The following is a 19,032-nucleotide window of genomic DNA, read 5'->3' as shown; positions in this document are numbered from 1 at the left end:
CGCCTTCGCGGGGACGTACGGAATAAAGCTCCAGCCCGATGATTTTTCCAGACCAACCCGTTGATCCGCCGTGCCTTCGGGGCGCGAGCAGCGTCATCTGCGAGCCGCAGGAGGGCCCCGCCGGACAATGCCGGCATGACAAAGAGCAAACTCACCGATGACCAGTGGGACGCCCTGTTCGAGGAAGAACGGGCCGGTGTCCCGCGCAAGGTCCTGGCCGTCAAATACGGCGTCCACACCGGCGCCATCAACCGCAAGGCCTCGCTGTCCGGCCGGCTGAAGCGCCGGACCGGCGCGCCCGACCAGCGTTGCAGGCCGGCCGGCGGCTGGCCCGATGATCGCGTCGCGCCCGGCGCCGTCTTTCTGCCGGCCGGGCCCAAGCCGATCACGCTCGAGAACCTGCCCGACGACCGCATCCGGCTGAAGCATCGCGACCGCGCCTTCGTCCTCGACCGCAAGAATCCTCGCGGCGCCGTCGAGACCCTGCTCGGCCAGGCCGAGGTCTCGGCCGTCGAGGGGCGCCGCGAGGCCTGCGCCGCCGACCTGCGTATGGCCGGGCTGATCACCCGCATCCTGATCGGCACCGCGCGCGGCCGCTCCCTTGTCGCCGGGCCGCCCGAGCTCGCCACCGACTACGCGGGTCCCGGCGACGCCCTCGATCTCCGCCCCGCCCAGCGCCCGCCCGGTCTCTTCCCCGACGGCTCCGACTGGTCCACCTGGCTGTTCCTCGGCGGACGCGGCGCCGGCAAGACCCTCGCGGGGGCCAGCTGGCTGGCGGATCAGGCCGAGATCCTCGGCCCCGGCGGCCGCGTCGCCCTGGTCGGTCCGACCCTGCACGACGTGCGCGAGGTGATGATCGAGGGCCCGTCCGGCCTGCGCGCCTTGCCGCGCTGGACCCGGGCGACCCGCCCCGCCTATGAGCCCTCGCGGCGGCGTCTGGTCTTCGCCGGCGGCTGCATCGCCCACGCCTTCTCGGCCGAGGACCCCGACAGCCTGCGCGGCCCCCAGTTCAGCGCCGCCTGGGCCGACGAATTCTGCGCCTGGCCCTCGGTGGGATCGCGCGGCGCGGCCGAGACGCTGGCGCTTCTCCGCATGGGGCTGAGGCTGCCGCTGCCGGGTGTGGCGAAGGACGGCGCTCAAGCAGCGGGCGCCCGCGGCGCGAGCGATAGCGCCCCTCGATTGGTCGTGACGACCACTCCGCGCCCCACCCGGGCGCTGGTCGCCCTGCGCGACGAGCCCTCCTGCGCCCTCAGCCACGCCGGCACGGCCGACAACGCCGACCACCTGTCGCCCGGTTTCGTCGAGGCCCTGCGCGCCCTCTACGGCGGCACCCGCCGCGAGGCCCAGGAGATCGAGGGCCGGATCGTCGATCTGGACGGGGCGTTGTTCACGGCGGAGATGATGGCGGTCGCGAGGGGGAACGCCAGCGCCTCTCCCTCCCCCGCCGGGGGAGGGGGGTCGCGAAGCGACCGGGTGGGAAGGGCCGGAGACCCGGACGCCGATCCCGCGTCGCCGAGCCCTCCCCCGGAGGGGGAGGGAGAGGCCGTGTGTGCGCCCCTCGACCGAGTCGTCGTCGCCCTCGACCCCACGACCACCACGACCGGCGACGCCTGCGGCATCATCGTCGCCGGCTCGCGCCGCCGTCCCGACGGCGTGCGCGAGGCGGTGGTCCTGGCCGACCGCTCGGTCCATGGCCTCAGCCCCGACCAGTGGGCCCGCCGCGCCGTCCGCGCGGCGCAGGAGTTCGGCGCGACCGCCATCGTGGCCGAGGTCAACCAGGGCGGCGACATGGTCAGCGCCGTGCTCAGGACCGCGGGTTGCGCCCTGCGGGTCCGCGAGGTCCGCGCCACCCGCGGCAAGCGCGTCCGCGCCGAGCCCGTCGCCGCCCTCTACGAACAGGGCCGCGTCCGCCACGCCCCGGCCGACGGCGTCCCGCTGTCGGCGCTGGAGGAAGAGCTGATGGCCTTCGCCGGCGAGATGGAGGGGGCGGGGTCGCTGGACCGGGCGGACGCGCTGGTGTGGGCGGTGACAGACCTGCTGATCGACGCGCCGGAGGGGGAGCAGGGGCCGAGGGTGCGGTGGTTGTGAGGGCGGAAGGTCCGATTGTTACTCGAACCAGCGGTTCCGAACGTCTGGTGTTAGTGTGCTGTTCAGCCCCCGAGCCCGGATGTCCGCTCGAATGGAGTCCATAATGTCAGCTGTCCTCCCTCCTTCGATCAGAATCGCCAAGGCGTGAGACCCGGGCATGCGCGAGCACATTGCCGAGGAGACTGAACTGAAGCTGGAGATGGATGGCCCCGTCGACCAGGTCCGGCGTCAGCTTGCCATCGCCTACGGTTCACCAGTCGGACAGCGCCGCCTGGTCTCGACCTATTTCGACACCCCCGACAGGCGCCTCTGGACAGCCGGGGTGACACTCAGGGTCCGAAAGGAAGGCGCGCGCTGTATTCAGACGATAAAGTTCGAGAGCGCCGCAGCGGCGGGATTGTTCACCCGACCTGAGCTGGAGTCCGAGGTTTCGGGCGATCTTCCCGAGCTCGACCCGCCGACGCGAGCGTTGATCGCCGAACTGGCCGGGGCCTCGAGTTGTGATCTGCCGCTGGAGGTTCAATTCACGACCGATGTCGATCGACGAATGTGGCGCGTTGATCGGGCAGGCGCGCAGCTGGAGCTCGTCAGTGACTTCGGGGCGATCCGGGCGCACGGCCGGTCGGTTCCGATCCACGAGATCGAGATCGAACTGAAGGCTGGACCGCTCAGGTCGTTATTCGATCTGGCCGCCGGGATCGGGGCGATGAGCCCCCTGCGTATCGGCGTCCAGAGCAAGGCGGAGCGCGGCTATACGCTGGACGAACAGCGGCGTGGCGAGGCGGTCAAGGCGGAAAGGACAGCTCTGACCGGGGACGTCCCGGTGCAGGCGGCCTTTCAGGCGATCTGCCACGCATGCATACGCCACTATCGACTGAACGAAACGCGACTGTTGGCTGAGCCTGAAGCCGAAACGCTCCATCAATGCCGGGTCGCGCTGAGGCGGCTTCGAACGGCGCTGGATCTGTTCAAGCCCTTGCTGTCCGATCCCGAATCCCGGGCCTTGGCCGGGCGTGTGAAACGGGCGGCCCGGATGTTTGGCGATGGGCGGAATATCGATGTGCTGATTGGACTGAGCAACGATGCGGACCTGATCGCCAAACTCAACCCGCACCGGAAACAGATTTACGATGTGCTTGTCGCGGATCTTCGATCGCCCACCTTGCGGGAACTGATGCTGGATCTCACGGCCTGGACCAGCGCCGGGTTCTGGCTATCCGATGCCGCCACGGCGGCGCTGCGTCGCGAGGCCATTCTGCCGTTCGCCGTCCGCAGGCTTCGCCGCAGTCGGCGCCGCCTGAAACGTCGGGGGGCGCATCTGGCGCATCTCGACGCCTCGGGTCGCCATGCCGTTCGGATCGCCGCGAAGAACCTTCGGTATACGGCGGAGTTCCTCGGCGGCCTGTTTCCCGGCCCGGTCGCGTCCGGGCGGCTCGAGGCTTTCGTGGAAGCCGTTGAACGCCTTCAGACCGATCTTGGACGCCTGACCGATCATGCCACTGGCAGCGCGCTGCTCAAGCGGTTCGGCATCCGAGGCGCGACGCATGACGGGCGAACCGCTCCGCACAAGCGTCGGTCCATCAAATCCGCCGCGAGGGCCTGTAAGGACGTGGTCGATCTGAAGCCCTTCTGGGCCGGGGCGCACCCGGTCGACTGACTGCTGCGCCAGGGCGCCGGGCCTGTCGCCGACATGATCTCGATCAAGGACAAGGTCTGCGAATGCGCGAGGGTCAGGGTTGGCGGGCCCCGGCCTGGACGTGGCGTGCGAGCGCTGAGGTCTCTGCGCGTTCACGACGCGGTCGTTGCCTTGATTGACGTTACCCGATGCGTCGGCGTCCGCAGGATCAGACGAGGAGAGCTCCTGTGAAAGGCTTTGTCGAGGATATCGAGGACCTGACCGTCGAGAACTCTGCCTTCCGGCGCGTGGTCTATACCGGCAAGCACCTGCAACTGGTGCTGATGGCGCTGAAGGCGGGAGAGGAGATCGGCGCCGAGACCCACGTCGGTAATGACCAGTTCTTCCGGGTCGAGAAGGGCAAGGGTGAGGTCTGGATCGATGGCGAACGCACCAGGATCAAGCGCGACGATGCGATCGTCGTACCGGCCGGCGCGAGCCACAACATCGTCAACACCGGCTCAAAGTCGCTCAAATTCTATACGCTCTATGCGCCGCCCCAGCATCGTGACGGCGTGGTGCGCGCCACCAGGGCGGACGCCGCGGCCGTCAAGGAGCATTTCGACGGCACGACAACTGAAGCGCCGGCGCCGGCCAGGCCGACAAGTCGTCAGGGATCCAATGACAAACCCGCCAAATGAATCGGTCCGGGCCCGTGTCGGGAACCTCGCGGCCTGGAGGAGCCTGGTTCGGACGCCGCTCACGGCTGGCGGGCCTCCAGTGAAGACCGCGCCCCGCGCGTCACTCCATGCCGGCTCATGACCCCGCGCCCTGGTTGAACCGACCCGAATGGCCGCTGGTGGTGGCATTGGCGATCGGACTGCTGATCGGCCTCGAGCGCGAACGGCGCAAGGGTGATGGCAGAACCCGTGCGGCGGCCGGGTTGCGCACCTTTGGACTGGTTGGACTGTTGGGCGGTGTTGCGGCCCTGATCGGCGATCCCGGCCTTGTCCTGTTGGCCGGGGGCTTTGTCGCCCTCGGCGCCCTCGCGGCCTATTGGCTCGGAGATCGCAGGAATCCCGGACTCACCGGCGAGGTGGCGCTTGTCGTGACCTACGCCCTTGGAGTTCTGGCGCAGACCCGGCCCTCCGTCGCGCTGGGAGTCGGCGTCGTGGTTGCCGCCTTGCTGGCGTTTCGGGGGCAATTGCACAGCCTGGTGCGTGACCGGATCACGGAGCAGGAACTCCTGGACGCCCTGGTTATCGCGATCGCGGCCCTGGTCATTCTTCCCCTCCTGCCCAATCGACCGGTCGATCCGTTCGGCCTGCTCAATCCCTTCACCCTCTGGCGTCTCGCCGTGGTGGGGATGGCGCTCGGCTTCCTGGGCCATGTCGCACAGCGTCTGCTGGGCGGGCGGTATGGGCTGCTGATCGCCGGCCTCGCCTCGGGGCTTGTCTCAAGCACGGCCACGGTCGCCGCCATGGGGGCGCGCGCCAGGACTCAACCTGATCTGACGGCAGCCAGCGCGGCGGGCGCCATCGCCTCCATGATCGGCAGCCTTGGCTATCTCCTGGCGCTCATTGCAGCCGTCAGCCCGCCCCTCATCGTCGCCCTGGCGATCCCTTTGGGCCTGTCCGCCCTCCTGATGCTCGTCTACGCCGTATGGCTCGTGCGCCGCACGCCGAACACAGCAAGCGGTGAAACCCTCGGCCGGACCTTCAACGGCGGAGCGGTTCTCCTGTTCGTGGCCCTGATGGGGGCCTTCAGCCTTGTCGCCGAACTGCTCATCCGCTGGCTCGGGGCCCCTGGAGCCCTGATTGGCGCCACGGTGCTGGGTCTCGCCGATGCGCAGGCGGCTTCGGTGTCCATGGCCACGCTTCTGGAAGGAGGGCGGATGGCGATGGCCCCAGCCGCGATCGGGGTGGTCCTGGCGCTAACCACCAACATGGCCGTCAAGATTCCGACAGCCATTATGGCGGGGGGACGAGCCTACGGGCGCCAGGTGACCATCGGCGTCCTGCTGCTGATTACGGGCCTCTGGATGGGTGGGATCGTGGAAGTCCTGACCGGCGAAGGCGCATGGCTCCCGATCGGGCAGCAGCCTTGATGCGTCACTGTCCGTTTCGCGCGCCGGAATGAACTTCGGATCTGGCGCCAGGCAGCCCTATCCGAACTCCACCAGCACATCATCCGCGGCCACCGGGTCGCCGGCGGCGGCGCTGACGGCCTTCACCACGCCGTCGCGTTCGGCCTTGAGGATGTTCTGCATCTTCATGGCCTCGATGATGGCGACGGTCTCGCCGGTCTTGACCTCCTGGCCCACGGTCACGGGAATGGCGACGACGAGGCCGGGCATGGGGGAGACGACCAGTTTCGAGGTGTCGGCGGCGACCTTTTCCGGCAGGCGGGCGTAAAGCTCGGCCGTGTGCGGGGTCAGGACCCGGACGCGGGCGCGGGCCGCGCGGTGGCGGATGATGAAACCATCGGCGACGCGGGCGACCTCGGCGGTGAAGGGCTCGCCGTCCAGCTCGGCGCGGAACTGGGCCAGGCCCGGGCGCCAGTCGATCTCCGTCAGCCGGGCGTGGCCGCCGCCGGTGAAGGCCAGCAGCAGGGCCTCGTCGGCGTCGTACGACAGATCGACGCCGTGGGGGGTCTTGTCGATCAGCACGACCCAGTCGGTGCGGTCGGACGGGTCGCCGGCCTGTTCGGCGGCGATCTCGTTCATGGCGACAGCGGCGGCGACCATGATGCGGGTCTGGCGCGCGTCGGGCTGGAGGCCGTGGAAGCCGTCGGGGAATTCGTCCTTGATGTAGCTGGTCGAGATATTGCCGCCGCGGAACCGCGGCTGGTCCATGACGGCCGAGAGGAACGGTATGTTGTGGCCGACGCCCTGCAGGTGGGTGTCCTCCAGCGCCCGGGCCATGCCGGTCAGGGCGGCGTCGCGGGTCGGACCCCAGGCGCACAGCTTGGCGATCATGGGGTCGTAGAACATCGAGATCTCGTCGCCCTCGCGGACGCCGGAGTCATTGCGCACCGTATAGCCGTCCTCGTGCGGACCCTCTTCCGGCTGCTCATATCTGATGAGCCGGCCGATCGACGGCAGGAAGCCGCGGTAGGGATCCTCGGCATAGATCCGGCTCTCGATGGCCCAGCCGTTGATCTTCAGATCGTCCTGCCGGAACGCCAGCGTCTCGCCCCATGCCGAGCGAATCATCTGCTCGACCAGATCGACCCCGGTGATCAGTTCGGTGACCGGATGTTCTACCTGAAGTCTTGTGTTCATCTCGAGGAAGAAGAACGATTTATCCTGACCGGCGACGAACTCGACCGTGCCGGCGCTGTCGTAGTTCACTGCCCTGGCCAGGGCGACGGCCTGGGCGCCCATGGCGGCGCGGGTCCCGGGGTCGAGGAGGGGAGAGGGGGCCTCCTCGATGACCTTCTGATTGCGGCGCTGGATCGAGCATTCGCGCTCGAACAGGTGGACGACGTTGCCGTGCTTGTCGCCCAGCACCTGAATCTCGATGTGGCGCGGGTCGATGATGAATTTCTCAAGGAAGACGCGGTCGTCGCCGAAGGCGTTGAGCGCCTCGGCCTTCACGGCGGCGAAGCCCTCGGCCATGTCGTCATCGGAATGGGCGACGCGGATGCCCTTGCCGCCGCCGCCCGCCGAGGCCTTGATCATGACCGGATAGCCGATCTGGTTGGCGATCTCGACGGCGTGTTCCGTCGTCTCGATCAGGCCCATGTGGCCCGGGACGGTGGAGACCCCCGCCTCGGCGGCGAATTTCTTGGAGGTGATCTTGTCGCCCATGGCCTCGATGGCGTGGGGGTTGGGGCCGATGAAGGTGATGCCCTCGGCCTCGAGCCGGCGCGCGAACGAGGCGTTCTCGCTGAGGAAGCCGAAGCCGGGGTGGACCGCCTCGGCTCCCGTCCGGCGCACGGCGTCGACGATCCGGTCCTGCAGCAGATAGGACCGGGCGGCGGGCGCGGGGCCGATCAGCACGGATTCGTCGGCCATCTCGACCGCCAGGGAACCGGCGTCGGCCTCGGAATAGACCTGCACCGTCCTGATGCCCATCCGGCGGCAGGTCTTGATGATGCGGACGGCGATTTCGCCGCGATTGGCGATCAGGATTTTGGAGAACATGTGTCTTTGAATCTGAGGCGAACGTGATCGCGGCGTGAAGCGGCTGCCCCGATTAGGCCGCGATCTGGCGTGAGTAAACCAAAGGGGCTTTCAACCGGTCGGCGTTCGGGCTTGGCAAAGCCCATATCGATGGGGTTAAAGCCGTTCCAGTCCTGTTCATCGACGCCCGTTCATTTTCGTCCTCTCCCCCGTCCCGCTTTTTTTGGCCCGGAGCCCGACTGATGTCCCGCATGCTTACTTTCGCCGCTGCTGCGGCCCTGACCCTGGCGATGACCGCCGGATCGGTCGCGGCGCAGGACTTCCGCGCCCTGGCCCGACAGGACCTGCAGAGGGCTCACGATGAGCTGGCCGCCAACCATCCGGCGCCCGCCGTGTCCGGCGCCGCGAGCCAGACCTTCCGCGGCTGGCTCGACACGGGGTTGCAGGATGCACTGGGCCGCGCGGGTCAGGCCAACAGCGGCGACGCCCACGCCTATCTGATGCGCTACTATGCGGCGGGCTTCCGCGACTCCAACATCGCCATCACCCCGACCTTCGAGGGCATGGGGCCCTATTTCGGCACCAGCTGGCCTGGTTTCACCACCGGCTGGCGGGGCGGCAAATATGTCGTCACCTATGTGAAGCCGGGCACGCGCGGCGCGCCGCGCATCGGCGACGCGGTGGTTGACTGCAACCTGACCCCGATCGAGGAATTCGCCCGCAAGAAGCTGGACCTGTGGGAAGGCAATCTTGAAACCGAGGCCGGCCGGGTGACCTCGGCGCCCTATCTGTTCTGGAACCGCAACAACCCCTTCGCCGCAGGCGTGCCGTCGGTGTGCAGTTTCCAGTCGGGCCGCGGCCGTCCGCGTGAACTCCAGATTCGCCCGATCCCGGTTGTCGCCGGAGACCTCGAGGCCGCCTATCGCGCCACCGTCTACATGCCCCCGGCGACGCCGCTGGCGGTCGAGACCGTCAACGGACGGCCATGGGTGCATGTGCACTCCTTCGCCGACGGCTCCGGCTGGCAGGCGTTCAACGCCGCCGTCGAGGGCCAGGCCGCGACCCTGCGCGGGCCTCAGGGCTTCGTGCTGGATCTGCGCGCCGCCTCGGGCACCGGCCTGAACTCCTCGACCGCGCGGGGCTACGGCCTGGCCAACCGCATCTGGACCCCGGAGTTCACCGTCAGCCGCCAGCCCGCCGCCGGCGAACTGACCTACCGCGCCACCCAGGGCAACCGCGACTGGTACGCCGCCGCCCTCGGCCGCATGGAGGCTGATCCGCAATTCGTGCAGGAAGCCGGTCCGGTGATCGAACAGACCCGGGAGATCGTGGCCGCCTTCGACGCCGCCATCGCCGCCGGACAGCCGACCTTCACCCTGGCGGGTCGCGCCGCCGTGGCCGACACCGGAGCCCCCAATCCCGTGCAGGGTCCGGTGATCGTTCTGGTCGACGCCGGCTGCTCGGGCGGGTGCCTCGACACGCTGGACCTGCTGTCCAAGCTGCCGAACGTGCGCATCGCCGGTTCGACCACGGCCACCGACTCGATCTTCGTCGAGCCGACGGTGATGCGTCTGCCGTCGAACTATTCGGACCTCAGCTACGGCCACAAGGCCTGGACCTCGCGTCCGCGCCCCAACAACCAGCCCTACACCCCCGCGCAGGGCCTGGCCTACACGGGCAACCCCGCCGACGAGACCGCGGTGCGGACCTGGGTGGGCAGCCTGTTCGGCGGCTGATCCAGCCTGCGGAGACACGGTGGGGCCGGTCAGGGAAACCCTGGCCGGCCCTTCTGCTTGCGTCAGTCGCGCTCTCGCGCCCGGTCCGCGGCGTCGATCAGGCGTAGTCCGGAGATCTCGGCCGCGTCGGCCGTCAGGTTCATGGCCGCCTCCGGCGGGTCCTTGACCACGACGACCCCGTGCTTCGCCCTGGGCGTCAGCGGGTCAACGATCAGGTCAGGGTCGGGCTTGTCACTCATGGCTAGGGAACGACGCGCCCGGGGACCCGGTTCCGGAGACCGGGTTTGCGAATGTCCCGGCCGCCCCCTACCTGCAGGGAATGACAGACCCCGACATCGCCCCGACCCCGAGGTCCCCGACAGGCTACGACCTGACGCCGCCCAGCGAGAGTCAGCGCGTGGCGCTGGAGGCTGATCTGACGGCCGAGGAGAAGCGCGTCCTGCTGGCGCACGGCACCGAGGCCCCGTTCTGCGGGACCTTGCTGGGCGAGAAGCGGGCAGGGGTGTTCTGCTGCCGCGAATGCGGCCTGCCGCTTTTCCGCACGGGGACCAAGTTCGAGAGCGGCACCGGCTGGCCCAGCTTCACCGAGCCCGTCGATCCGACGCATGTGACCGCGATCACCGACCGGTCGTACGGCATGAGCCGGGTCGAGACCCGTTGCGCCCGCTGCGACAGTCATCAGGGGCATGTTTTTCCCGACGGGCCCGGGCCGACCGGTCTGCGCTATTGCATCAATTCGGCAGCGCTCAGCTTCGTGCCGGAGGGATCGCCCTTGCCGGACCCCCTGGGCCGCGGCGACGGCAAGGCCTGACCCCCGGGCGCTTTCGCGCCGGAGGGTTTTGGGGGTGCGTGATCGCGCCCCGAAACCGCGGACGCTTTTCGGGATCACGCTCAGGCCTTATTTGGGGCTAGTCTGCCTTTTGTACTGGAGTTGGGCGCATGCTGATCACCGCACTGCTGATGGCCGGAGCCCTGACGACCGGTGATCCGGACGGCGTGGTGGCCACCGCTCCCGCCACCTCCGTCGATCTGGCGGCGACGACCCGGCCGCTCGCGCCGTCGGTCGAGGGTGCGGCCCAGGCGGGCGTGCCCCACAATCTGACCACCGACGAACAGATCGATCGCTGGATCGCCTCGCGGTCCGTGGACGACACCCCCTATGCCCGGGATCGGGGCGAGCCGCTGGACGACGGCCTGCCGCATGGCGAGGTCAGCATCAGCGTCGGCACGGGAGGCTATCGCGACTACGGCGCGGCGGTCTCCCTGCCGCTGGGCGAGCACGGCCGGTTGAGCCTGAGCTACCGCCAGACCGAGAACGGCTACCCCTATGGCGGCTATGGCTATGGCTATGGCTATGGTTATGGGGACGGCTACGCCCTGGGCCAGACCTACGGCGGGGCGGCGTTCGACGACAGCGGCTACGTCTTCCCGGGATATCGCCCCGGCGCGGCGGCCCGGTTCGAGTCCCGGGTCATGCGGCCCGATGGACCGCCGGACAGGCGACCGCTGGTTCAGCTGGAACGCTCGGAACACTGACGACTGCGCCCGACAGGCAGTTCAGCCTTTCACCTTAAGCGGGAGCCATGGCGATCCGCGGGCCACTGAGCTTCCGTGGCCACGGCCAAGCTTATTGTCGGCAACCGGCTCGCAATGCCGATAGTTGTATGGCATGACACCCTTCGATTCACCGTCAGGGTGGGTCGCCTGCCTTCTAACCACGGCTACCGGAGTCATCACATGAAGAAAACCATCGCCGCCGTTACGGCGGGCCTGCTGCTCATCGCCGGTCAAGCGGCCGCAGCCAACACCAACGCCGCCGCTCGCGTTGGCGACCGCATCGGCGCCTCGACGGCGGAATCCAGCGAGTTCGCCGGCGTGCCGCTGCCGGTTCTGCTGATCGGCGCCGCCGTCCTGATCGGCGTTGTCGTCGTCGCCACGGATGACGATTCCGAAAGCGATTGAGCCTGGGCTCAGAATAACGAAAGCCCCGCCGGCGTCGCCGGCGGGGTTTTTTTGTTGAGTCACGGTTCCCGAGGCCCCGAAAAGCAAACGGGGCCTGACCGCGAAAGTCAGGCCCCGTAAGGGTTTCAGAGTGGTGCCGCCGGGGGGAATCGAACCCACGACCTCAGCCTTACCAAGGATGCGCTCTACCACTGAGCTACGGCGGCCTGATCTGAGGAAGCGGCCCTATAGCCAACCGGGGACAATGGGGGAAGCCCAGAATGCGCCCGCTTGCGGAAAAGTTCGACGCGGGCTCTCTTCGACCCATGGATGAGTCGAAGATCGCAGGGCCTCAGCCCCAACTGCCGACAAGCCTGCCGGATCCGCTGGCCCCGGCGAAAACTCCCGCCACAGCCCGCGCCCAGCGGCTGTCCACGGCGCTTCGCGACAATCTGAGACGCCGCAAGGCCGCGAGCAGGGCGGTCAAGCCGGCAACGCCGCGCAACTGAATGTCATCGCCGGCGCCGCCGTCGGCCTTTCGCAACCGCAGCCGTCCGCGCTAGATAGCCGATCCCCCCTTGCGCTCTGCACGGGGTCGCAAGAGACGACATGGACAGTATCGCCATCACCGGCGGCGCCCGGCTGAACGGAAGCATTCCGATCAGCGGCGCCAAGAACTCCGCCCTCAAGCTGATGGCCGCGTCGATCCTGACCGATCAGCCGCTGCTGCTCACCAACATGCCGCGCCTCGCGGACACGAAATTTCTTGGCCGCCTCCTGCGCGAGCTGGGCGTCGAGGTCACCGAGCGGGACGGCGCCGACGGGCAGGAGACGCTGTTCCACTCAGGCCGGATCGCCTCGACGTTCGCGCCCTACGATCTGGTCCGGCAGATGCGGGCCTCGTTCAATGTGCTGGGGCCGCTGCTGGCGCGCACCGGCGAGGCCAAGGTGTCGCTGCCCGGCGGCTGCACCATCGGCGCGCGGCCGGTCGATCTGCATCTGCAGGCGCTGACGGCGCTCGGCGCCGAGATCGAGCTGGACGAAGGCTATGTCACCGCTCGTGCGCCGAACGGCCTGAAGGGGGCGGAGATCGAGTTTCCGTTCGTCTCGGTCGGGGCGACCGAACACGCCCTGCTGGCGGCGGTGCTGGCCGATGGGGTGACGGTGCTGAAACGCGCCGCGCGGGAGCCCGAGATCGGCGATCTGGCGCGCTGCCTGACGGCGATGGGCGCCCGGGTGGACGGAATCGACACCGACGAACTGGTCATCACCGGCGTCCCGTCGCTGGGCGGCGTGACCTGGTCGGTGATTCCGGATCGGATCGAGATGGGTTCCTACGCCGTGGCGGCCGCCATGGCCGGGGGCGAGGTGCGGTTGACGAAGGCCCGTCCCGAACTGATGACGGCCTTGAGCGAGAAGATGGTCGAGGCGGGAGTGGAGATCACGCCGACGGCGGACGGCGTGATCGTAAAGCGCGATCCGGCGGTGCGGCTGAAGGCGGTCGATGTGGCAACCGAGGTCTATCCGGGCTTCGCCACCGATCTGCAGGCCCAGTTCATGGCCCTGATGACGACGGCCGAGGGCGACAGCGTCATTCACGAGAACATTTTCGAGAACCGCTTCATGCACGCGCCCGAGCTGGCGCGACTGGGGGCTGACATCTCGGTCCACGCCGGCGAGGCGGTGGTGCGGGGCGTGCCCGTGCTGCATGGCGCGCCGGTCATGGCGACCGACCTGCGGGCCTCGGTCAGCCTGGTGATCGCGGGCCTGGCGGCCGAGGGCGAGACCACGGTCGGCCGTGTCTATCATCTGGACCGCGGCTTCGAACGGCTGGAAGAAAAGCTGAGCGCCTGCGGAGCGCAGATCCGGCGCATCAAGGACGACGGGAATGACCACTGAGGCGCAGGAGCACGAGGCCGACGCGGCGGCGACGCCGCCGGAACCCTTGCGTCTGCTGGTCGAGGACGCAGACGACCTGCACATCATCTCGGCGGCGCTGCAGGACGCGATCCTGCGTCCGGTCGACATCGTCTGGGAGCCGGCGGCGCGGCGGGTGACTCTGAAGCTCAGCCGGTTCTGCTGGGAATGCGGCGGCACCCGGGTGATGGCGGCGATGCAGTTCGGCGACGTGGTGGCGGTCAAGAGCCGCCGCCTGCCGCGCCTGCCCGAAAGCGCGCTGGAGCTGCTGGCCATGGATTTCGTGCCGGACGAGGCGCCGGGCGGCCGTGTCATCCTGATGTTCGCGGGCGGCGGCGACCTGCGGATCGACGTCGAATGCATGGACGCCGTGCTGACGGACCTGTCCGAGCGCTGGCCCGCCAAGAACGCGCCGACCCATCTGTCGGAAGAGGCGGACCCCGCGTGAGCGAGCACCGCCTCGCTTCGGTGGATCTGGACGCCGCGACCCTGCCGGCCGCGACTGCCGAGATCGAGCATGAGCGGCGGGTGGCGATTTTCGACCTGGTCGAGAAAAACAGCTTCGAACCGGCCGGCGCGGCGGGCGGCCCCTATGCGCTGAAGCTGTCGCTGCTGGACACCAAGCTGGTGTTCGACATCACGGGGCCGGGGTTCAACCGGGCACATGGCCTGTCGCTGACGCCGCTGAAAGGGGTGATCCGCGACTATATCCTGATCTGCGACAGCTATTACGAAGCCCTGCGCGGGACCTCCCCGGCCCAGATCGAGGCGGTCGACATGGGCCGGCGCGGCCTGCACAATGAAGGGGCCGAACTGCTGAAAGCCCGGCTGGACGGCAAGATCGCCATCGACCACGAGACGGCCCGGCGGCTGTTCACCCTGGTGACGGCGCTGTACCGGCGCGGTTGATCTCGACTATCCCGGCGTTTTCGGGCATTAGGCCCGCTCTTTGACGACGCGCGCTTTCGCCCGGCGCGCGTCCAGACTCGTATTCACTGGGCGCGAGAGGCCGCATGGCTAAGGAAGAACTGCTCGAGTTTCCCGGCGTCGTCAGCGAACTGCTGCCGAACGCGACCTTCCGCGTGCTGCTCGAGGGGAATGACCACGAGATCATCGCCCACACCGCCGGCAAGATGCGCAAGAACCGCATCCGCGTGCTGGCCGGCGACAAGGTCCTGGTCGAGATGACGCCCTATGACCTGACCAAGGGCCGCATCACCTACCGCTTCAAGTAAGGGCGCGCGCTTGTCGCGTCCTGAACTCGTGCTGGCTTCGGCCAGTCCGCGCCGCATCGAACTGCTGGCGCTGGTCGGGATCACGCCCGACCGGGTCGATCCCGCCGACATCGACGAAACGCCGCTGAGGGACGAGACGCCGACGCGTCTGGCCGCGCGGTTGGCTGTGTCCAAGGCCGAGGCCGTGGCGGCGGGGGCGCCGGACGCCGTGGTGCTGGCCGCCGACACGGTGGTGGCCGTGGGCCGCCGGCTGCTGGAGAAGCCGGCCGACGAGGCCGAGGCCGTCCGGTTCCTGAAACTGCTGTCGGGCCGCAACCACCGGGTCTTCACCGGCGTGGCGGTCACCGCCGGGGTGCGGACCACGCACCGGGTCGTCGACACCCGGGTGTCGTTCAAGGTCCTGTCCGACGCCGAGATCGCCGCCTATGTCGCCTCGGGCGAATGGCGCGGCAAGGCGGGCGGCTACGGCATTCAGGGCCGGGCAGGGGCCTTCGTCACCCGTCTGGTCGGTAGCTATCCCGCCGTCATGGGCCTGCCGCTGTTCGAGACGGTCAATCTGCTGAACGGCGCGGGCTGGCGGGCGTGAGCGTCGAGGTCTTCCTCGACGACACGCCGGGCGAACTGAGGGCCGCCATCCGGCGGGACGGCCATTTCGAACACCTGCTGATCGAGAGCGGGCGCGACGACCCGCAGACGCGGCTGGGTGCGCGTTCGGTGGCGCGCGTGCGTCAGGCGGCTCCCGGCCTGAAGGGCGCCTTCGTCGATCTGGGCCCCGGCGGCGAGGCCTTCATGTCCCTGCGAGGCGGGCTGGATGCGCCCGTGGGGGCCAAGGTCGAGGTCGAGGTGGTCTCCGAGCGCCGCGCAATGAAGACGCCGGTGGTGCGGTGGATCGGGCCCGCCAGCGGCGAACCGCGTCTGCTGACGCCCGCGCCGCCGCTGGCGGAAACGCTGGCCCGGCTGGCGCCCGGCGTCACGCCGGTGACCGGCAAGGCGGCCATCGAGGCCGGCTGGGCCGCCGTCGAGGACTCACGGACCCATCCCGTCATTCAAGGCGGTTCGATCGCCGTCGAGCGGACCCGGGCCATGGTCACGGTCGACATCGATCTGAACAGCCATGACATGGCCAGGGGTCGGGAACGGGACGCGGCGAATCGCCGGGGACTGCTGGAGGCGGCCCGCGCGATCCGGCTGAGGCGCTGGGGCGGACTGGTGGCGATCGACCTGATCGGCGTGGGCCACGACGGTGCGGCGATCCTGAAGGCGGCGAAGGCGGCGTTCGGCGATGATCCGAGGATCGTCTACGGGCCGGTCAACCGGTTCGGCGTGCTGCAGCTGGCCCTGCCCTGGGAACGCACGCCGCTGGAGGAGATCCTCTATCGGGATCCGCATCTCCAGGCCTTCTGGCCTCATCAGGCCGCGCAGGAAGTGACGCGCCGGATCAAATTCGAACTACTATCTGACACGACCCGCGCCCGGGTCACCGCGCGATGCCCCGATCAGGTCGCCAGACTGGCCGCGCCGCTGGTGGCGCAACTGGGGCCGCGCGCCCATCTGAAGCCTGACGACAGCCTGCGGATCAGCGAACACGTCGTCGAAGCGGAGTGATCATGGCGACCTGCCCCATCTGTCGTCGCCACCCGGCGGACGACAAATACAAGCCGTTCTGCTCCAAACGTTGCGCCGATGTGGATCTGCAGCGCTGGTTCACCGGCGGATACGTCCTGCCGGACAGTGGTGGGGACGTCCCGACGGACGACCCGGAAGAAGACTGATCTCACGGCTGGACACCCCCGAACCGCTCGCCTATAGACGCCGCCTCCGCGCCGCGAAGCGTGCGCCTGGGTAGCTCAGTTGGTAGAGCAGTGGATTGAAAATCCACGTGTCGGTGGTTCGAATCCGCCCCCAGGCACCACCGCCTCCCTGTCGACGCCGGAGCGGCGCCCGCCGCCATCACGAAATTGTCGCTTTCGGCCCTGATGTTCAGTGATCGGGGCGTTGGCTCCCCCGCGAGGGGAAAAGCGCCGTCCCGCACTTGACGCTCTGGTATGCGTTCGCCAAAGGAGCTTGACCGCTTTCCTTTGCGGGCGGTCGGCGGGGAGGGGAAAACGGTTTCCCCGGTTCGTCGGCGCCGCGCCGGAAGCCATTTGGCAACCGGAAGCGTCAGCAGGCGTTCCGCAGACCGGGGTCCTTTGACCCTGTCGCTGCGGGCGAGAATTTCATCGAGAGCGGTCGTCGTCTGCGGCCGTTTCTTTTGGGTTCCACAGTCAGACCAACACAGCAGGAACTGGCGAACTATGTTCGATATCAAGAAAACCAACATCCTCCTGGCCATGGCCGGCGCCGCCGTCCTCATGGCTGGTACGCCGGTTCTCGCGCAGGATGCCCCCGCCCCCGCAGCCGATCCGGCCGCCGTCGCAGCGGCCCCGGCCGCTGACGCCGTCGCCGCCGCCCCGGCCGCTGCTCCGGCTGCTGACGCCGCCGATCCCGCGGTCGTCGGTGGTGAAAACCACGGCAAGATGACCCCGGCCAGCATGTTCATGGACGCCGACCCGGTCGTTAAGACCGTGATGGTGGGCCTTCTGCTCGCATCGGTCTTCACCTGGGTCCTGCTGCTCATCAAGATCTTCGAGTTCGGCTCGCTGAACCGCAAGACCGACCAGTTCCTCGAATCCTTCCGCCAGACCCGCACCATTGCCGACATGCGCAAGGTCGCGACGGCGGACGAGTTCGACGGCAACCCGCTGGCCGACATGGCCGCCGCGGCGACCGACGAAATCGAGCTGTCGCGTCAGGCGGGTCTTTCGGTCACCGGCGATCACGCCGACTCGGCCCTGATGCGCTCGCAACAAGCCGTCGCCGCCGTTCAGGCCGGCCTGGCCAAGCGCCTCTCGGGCGGTCAGCAGTTCCTCGCCTCGGTGGGTTCGACCGGTCCGTTCATCGGTCTGTTCGGCACCGTTTACGGCATCATGAACTCGTTCATCGGCATCGCGAACACCAACACGACCAACCTGGCCGTCGTCGCCCCCGGCATCGCCGAGGCGCTGCTGGCCACCGGCATCGGTCTGTTCGCCGCCATCCCGGCGGTTATCTTCTACAACTACTTCAACACCCGCATCTCGGCGTACGGCACGCGTTCGGACGGCTTCTCGGCCGAACTGACCAACGCCATCTCGCGTAACCTCGACAAGGGAGCGTAAGCCAGATGGCCGCCAAACTCTCGGGCGGCGGCGGCGGCAAGTACAACGTCGAGCAGAACAGCGAGATCAACGTCACGCCGTTCGTGGACATCATGCTTGTTCTGCTCATCATCTTCATGGTGGCGGCGCCCCTGGCGACCCCCTCCGTGGAAGTGAAGTTGCCAACGGCTGTCGCTCCGCCCCAGACGAACCCGCCGGTTCCGATCTACATCTCGATCACGAGCAATGGTCGGGCCTATCTCGGCGACTTCCCGGTCGAATTGGAACAGATCGGTCCCGAACTGACGGGGCAGATCGGTCGACGCAATCCTGCGGACGAGCGGATCTTCATCCGCGCCGACCGCGGCACCCGCTACGGCGACTTCATGCAGGTCATGAATTCGCTGCAGGACAACGGCTTCTACAGCGTTGCCCTGGTGGGTGAAGACAATGCGCCGCAGTAAGGCTGGTGAATCATGACAGACATTGAATATCACCGCTCAAGGTATGACGCACCGAAGCCGAAAGGTCTGTTCGGCGTGCCGCCAGGGGTCTTGCTGATCAGCCTGCTGATCGTCGCCCTGCTGTTCGCCGTGCTGGCCTTCTACTTCATCAACGCGCGGTTCAAGTTGAAGGAGATCAACTACTCCGACGACGCGGTCGACGTGGAGATCATCGAGCCGATCCCGCCCCCGCCCCCGCCGCCGCCGCCTCCGCCGGACACGCCCCCGCCGCCCAAGCTGCAGGTGCGTCCCCCGGTCGCCGTTCCGAACGCTCCGCCGCCTCCGGTGACGTTGCCGATCGAACCGACGAAGAAGGAGGACCGGGTCGAGTATACGGGTCCGCCCGTCATCGTACCCGGACCGCCCCCGCCTCCGGCTCCGCCGGCCCCGCCGCGTCCCGCCGTCATCAACAATGTGACGTGGGGCCGTCAGCCTCAGCCGGAATTCCCGGAACGGGCCCAGAGTCGCGGGATCGAGTCTGGTACGGCGACGCTGCTCTGCACCGTCGGCGCGAATGGCGCGGCGACGAACTGCAGCATCGTCTCCGAAGAACCGGCCGGCGCCGGCTTCGGCCAGGCGGCGCTGCGCTCGATGTCCCGGGCCCGGTTCTCGCCTCGCACCGTCGACGGTGTGGCCCAGGGCGGCCAGGCGCGGTTCACGGTTCGCTTCCGCCTCGCGGACGGATAGGACCTCGA

Annotated in this window: 20 protein-coding genes and 2 tRNA genes; 19 read left to right on the top strand and 3 right to left on the bottom strand. The window is 68.4% G+C overall.

Going from position 1 to position 19,032, the window contains the following annotated elements:
- Positions 1–135: 135 nt before the first annotated feature.
- The 4 genes from PSV23_RS01230 (at position 136) to PSV23_RS01215 (ending at position 5,810) form a co-directional block, all read left to right on the top strand.
- Positions 136–2,088, top strand: coding sequence for a terminase large subunit domain-containing protein (locus tag PSV23_RS01230; protein ID WP_300465685.1), 1,953 nt, complete (start codon positions 136–138; stop codon positions 2,086–2,088).
- Between the two features lie 157 nt (positions 2,089–2,245).
- Positions 2,246–3,745, top strand: a complete 1,500-nt coding sequence (locus PSV23_RS01225; RefSeq protein ID WP_300465684.1) for a CYTH and CHAD domain-containing protein — start codon at positions 2,246–2,248, stop codon at positions 3,743–3,745.
- 206 nt (positions 3,746–3,951) lie between these two features.
- Entirely contained in the window at positions 3,952–4,404 is a 453-nt protein-coding gene (locus tag PSV23_RS01220) for a cupin domain-containing protein (protein ID WP_300465683.1), read from the top strand.
- 134 nt (positions 4,405–4,538) lie between these two features.
- On the top strand, positions 4,539–5,810 hold the full coding sequence (locus tag PSV23_RS01215; RefSeq protein ID WP_300465682.1) for a DUF4010 domain-containing protein: 1,272 nt from the start codon (positions 4,539–4,541) through the stop codon (positions 5,808–5,810).
- A 57-nt stretch (positions 5,811–5,867) separates the two neighbouring features.
- Here the strand turns inward: PSV23_RS01215 and PSV23_RS01210 are convergent, their stop codons facing one another.
- Entirely contained in the window at positions 5,868–7,850 is a 1,983-nt protein-coding gene (locus PSV23_RS01210) for an acetyl/propionyl/methylcrotonyl-CoA carboxylase subunit alpha (protein WP_300465681.1), read from the bottom strand.
- 221 nt (positions 7,851–8,071) lie between these two features.
- Between PSV23_RS01210 and PSV23_RS01205 the strand changes: the two genes are divergently transcribed.
- Entirely contained in the window at positions 8,072–9,565 is a 1,494-nt protein-coding gene (locus PSV23_RS01205; protein WP_300465680.1) for a hypothetical protein, read from the top strand.
- Between the two features lie 62 nt (positions 9,566–9,627).
- Here the strand turns inward: PSV23_RS01205 and PSV23_RS01200 are convergent, their stop codons facing one another.
- Complete coding sequence (locus PSV23_RS01200) at positions 9,628–9,804, bottom strand: hypothetical protein (protein WP_300465679.1); 177 nt, start codon at positions 9,802–9,804, stop codon at positions 9,628–9,630.
- 80 nt (positions 9,805–9,884) lie between these two features.
- On the opposite strand from PSV23_RS01200, the gene msrB reads away from it, so the two are divergent.
- The 3 genes from msrB (at position 9,885) to PSV23_RS01185 (ending at position 11,527) form a co-directional block, all read left to right on the top strand.
- Positions 9,885–10,376, top strand: a complete 492-nt coding sequence (msrB, locus tag PSV23_RS01195; protein WP_300465678.1) for a peptide-methionine (R)-S-oxide reductase MsrB — start codon at positions 9,885–9,887, stop codon at positions 10,374–10,376.
- A 128-nt stretch (positions 10,377–10,504) separates the two neighbouring features.
- Positions 10,505–11,101 (top strand): hypothetical protein, encoded by a 597-nt coding sequence (locus PSV23_RS01190; protein ID WP_300465677.1) that lies wholly within the window; start codon positions 10,505–10,507, stop codon positions 11,099–11,101.
- 201 nt (positions 11,102–11,302) lie between these two features.
- Complete coding sequence (locus PSV23_RS01185; RefSeq protein WP_300465676.1) at positions 11,303–11,527, top strand: hypothetical protein; 225 nt, start codon at positions 11,303–11,305, stop codon at positions 11,525–11,527.
- A gap of 131 nt (positions 11,528–11,658) precedes the next feature.
- Here PSV23_RS01185 and PSV23_RS01180 read toward each other — a convergent pair.
- Positions 11,659–11,733: transfer RNA gene (locus PSV23_RS01180), tRNA-Thr, on the bottom strand.
- A gap of 382 nt (positions 11,734–12,115) precedes the next feature.
- On the opposite strand from PSV23_RS01180, the gene murA reads away from it, so the two are divergent.
- The 11 genes from murA (at position 12,116) to PSV23_RS01125 (ending at position 19,024) form a co-directional block, all read left to right on the top strand.
- Positions 12,116–13,405 carry a UDP-N-acetylglucosamine 1-carboxyvinyltransferase gene (murA, locus tag PSV23_RS01175; protein ID WP_300465675.1) on the top strand — a complete coding sequence of 430 codons (1,290 nt, stop codon included), beginning with the start codon at positions 12,116–12,118 and terminating at the stop codon, positions 13,403–13,405.
- The gene (locus PSV23_RS01170; protein WP_300465674.1) at positions 13,395–13,871 is read left to right on the top strand and encodes a DUF2948 family protein; all 477 of its coding nucleotides are present in this window, start codon (positions 13,395–13,397) and stop codon (positions 13,869–13,871) included. The genes murA and PSV23_RS01170 overlap by 11 nt, the downstream gene beginning before the upstream one ends.
- Positions 13,868–14,332, top strand: coding sequence for a UPF0262 family protein (locus PSV23_RS01165; protein WP_300465673.1), 465 nt, complete (start codon positions 13,868–13,870; stop codon positions 14,330–14,332). Before PSV23_RS01170 ends, PSV23_RS01165 begins: the two co-directional genes overlap by 4 nt.
- A 104-nt stretch (positions 14,333–14,436) precedes the next feature.
- Positions 14,437–14,658 (top strand): translation initiation factor IF-1, encoded by a 222-nt coding sequence (gene infA / locus PSV23_RS01160; RefSeq protein ID WP_013269122.1) that lies wholly within the window; start codon positions 14,437–14,439, stop codon positions 14,656–14,658.
- 10 nt (positions 14,659–14,668) lie between these two features.
- The gene (locus PSV23_RS01155) at positions 14,669–15,244 is read left to right on the top strand and encodes a nucleoside triphosphate pyrophosphatase (RefSeq protein WP_300465672.1); all 576 of its coding nucleotides are present in this window, start codon (positions 14,669–14,671) and stop codon (positions 15,242–15,244) included.
- Positions 15,241–16,263: a ribonuclease E/G gene (locus PSV23_RS01150; RefSeq protein WP_300465671.1), complete on the top strand. Its 1,023-nt coding sequence runs from the start codon at positions 15,241–15,243 to the stop codon at positions 16,261–16,263. The genes PSV23_RS01155 and PSV23_RS01150 overlap by 4 nt, the downstream gene beginning before the upstream one ends.
- On the top strand, positions 16,263–16,430 hold the full coding sequence (locus PSV23_RS01145; protein WP_300465722.1) for a DNA gyrase inhibitor YacG: 168 nt from the start codon (positions 16,263–16,265) through the stop codon (positions 16,428–16,430). The genes PSV23_RS01150 and PSV23_RS01145 overlap by 1 nt, the downstream gene beginning before the upstream one ends.
- 64 nt (positions 16,431–16,494) lie before the next feature.
- A tRNA-Phe gene (locus PSV23_RS01140) sits at positions 16,495–16,570 on the top strand.
- 382 nt (positions 16,571–16,952) lie between these two features.
- Positions 16,953–17,855 carry a tonB-system energizer ExbB gene (gene exbB, locus PSV23_RS01135; RefSeq protein ID WP_300465721.1) on the top strand — a complete coding sequence of 301 codons (903 nt, stop codon included), beginning with the start codon at positions 16,953–16,955 and terminating at the stop codon, positions 17,853–17,855.
- A 5-nt stretch (positions 17,856–17,860) separates the two neighbouring features.
- Complete coding sequence (locus PSV23_RS01130) at positions 17,861–18,298, top strand: biopolymer transporter ExbD (protein ID WP_300465670.1); 438 nt, start codon at positions 17,861–17,863, stop codon at positions 18,296–18,298.
- A gap of 12 nt (positions 18,299–18,310) precedes the next feature.
- The gene (locus PSV23_RS01125) at positions 18,311–19,024 is read left to right on the top strand and encodes an energy transducer TonB (RefSeq protein ID WP_300465669.1); all 714 of its coding nucleotides are present in this window, start codon (positions 18,311–18,313) and stop codon (positions 19,022–19,024) included.
- Positions 19,025–19,032 lie beyond the last annotated feature (8 nt).

It is taken from the genome of Brevundimonas sp. (genome assembly GCF_029946145.1).
Taxonomy (GTDB): Bacteria; Pseudomonadota; Alphaproteobacteria; order Caulobacterales; family Caulobacteraceae; genus Brevundimonas.
Note: the sequence above shows the minus strand (reverse complement) of the source record. Positions and strands in the feature narration are given on the sequence as shown.

Excerpts from the sequence above, each read along its gene's own strand:
- infA (WP_013269122.1), top strand. The coding sequence starts at position 14,437 with ATGGCTAAGGAAGAACTGCTCGAGTTTCCCGGCGTCGTCAGCGAACTG.
- PSV23_RS01230 (WP_300465685.1), top strand. The coding sequence starts at position 136 with ATGACAAAGAGCAAACTCACCGATGACCAGTGGGACGCCCTGTTCGAG.
- PSV23_RS01205 (WP_300465680.1), top strand. The coding sequence starts at position 8,072 with ATGTCCCGCATGCTTACTTTCGCCGCTGCTGCGGCCCTGACCCTGGCG.
- PSV23_RS01210 (WP_300465681.1), bottom strand. The coding sequence starts at position 7,850 with ATGTTCTCCAAAATCCTGATCGCCAATCGCGGCGAAATCGCCGTCCGC.
- msrB (WP_300465678.1), top strand. The coding sequence starts at position 9,885 with ATGACAGACCCCGACATCGCCCCGACCCCGAGGTCCCCGACAGGCTAC.
- PSV23_RS01170 (WP_300465674.1), top strand. The coding sequence starts at position 13,395 with ATGACCACTGAGGCGCAGGAGCACGAGGCCGACGCGGCGGCGACGCCG.
- PSV23_RS01185 (WP_300465676.1), top strand. The coding sequence starts at position 11,303 with ATGAAGAAAACCATCGCCGCCGTTACGGCGGGCCTGCTGCTCATCGCC.
- exbB (WP_300465721.1), top strand. The coding sequence starts at position 16,953 with ATGTTCGATATCAAGAAAACCAACATCCTCCTGGCCATGGCCGGCGCC.
- PSV23_RS01190 (WP_300465677.1), top strand. The coding sequence starts at position 10,505 with ATGCTGATCACCGCACTGCTGATGGCCGGAGCCCTGACGACCGGTGAT.
- PSV23_RS01225 (WP_300465684.1), top strand. The coding sequence starts at position 2,246 with ATGCGCGAGCACATTGCCGAGGAGACTGAACTGAAGCTGGAGATGGAT.
- PSV23_RS01130 (WP_300465670.1), top strand. The coding sequence starts at position 17,861 with ATGGCCGCCAAACTCTCGGGCGGCGGCGGCGGCAAGTACAACGTCGAG.
- PSV23_RS01200 (WP_300465679.1), bottom strand. The coding sequence starts at position 9,804 with ATGAGTGACAAGCCCGACCCTGACCTGATCGTTGACCCGCTGACGCCC.
- murA (WP_300465675.1), top strand. The coding sequence starts at position 12,116 with ATGGACAGTATCGCCATCACCGGCGGCGCCCGGCTGAACGGAAGCATT.
- PSV23_RS01125 (WP_300465669.1), top strand. The coding sequence starts at position 18,311 with ATGACAGACATTGAATATCACCGCTCAAGGTATGACGCACCGAAGCCG.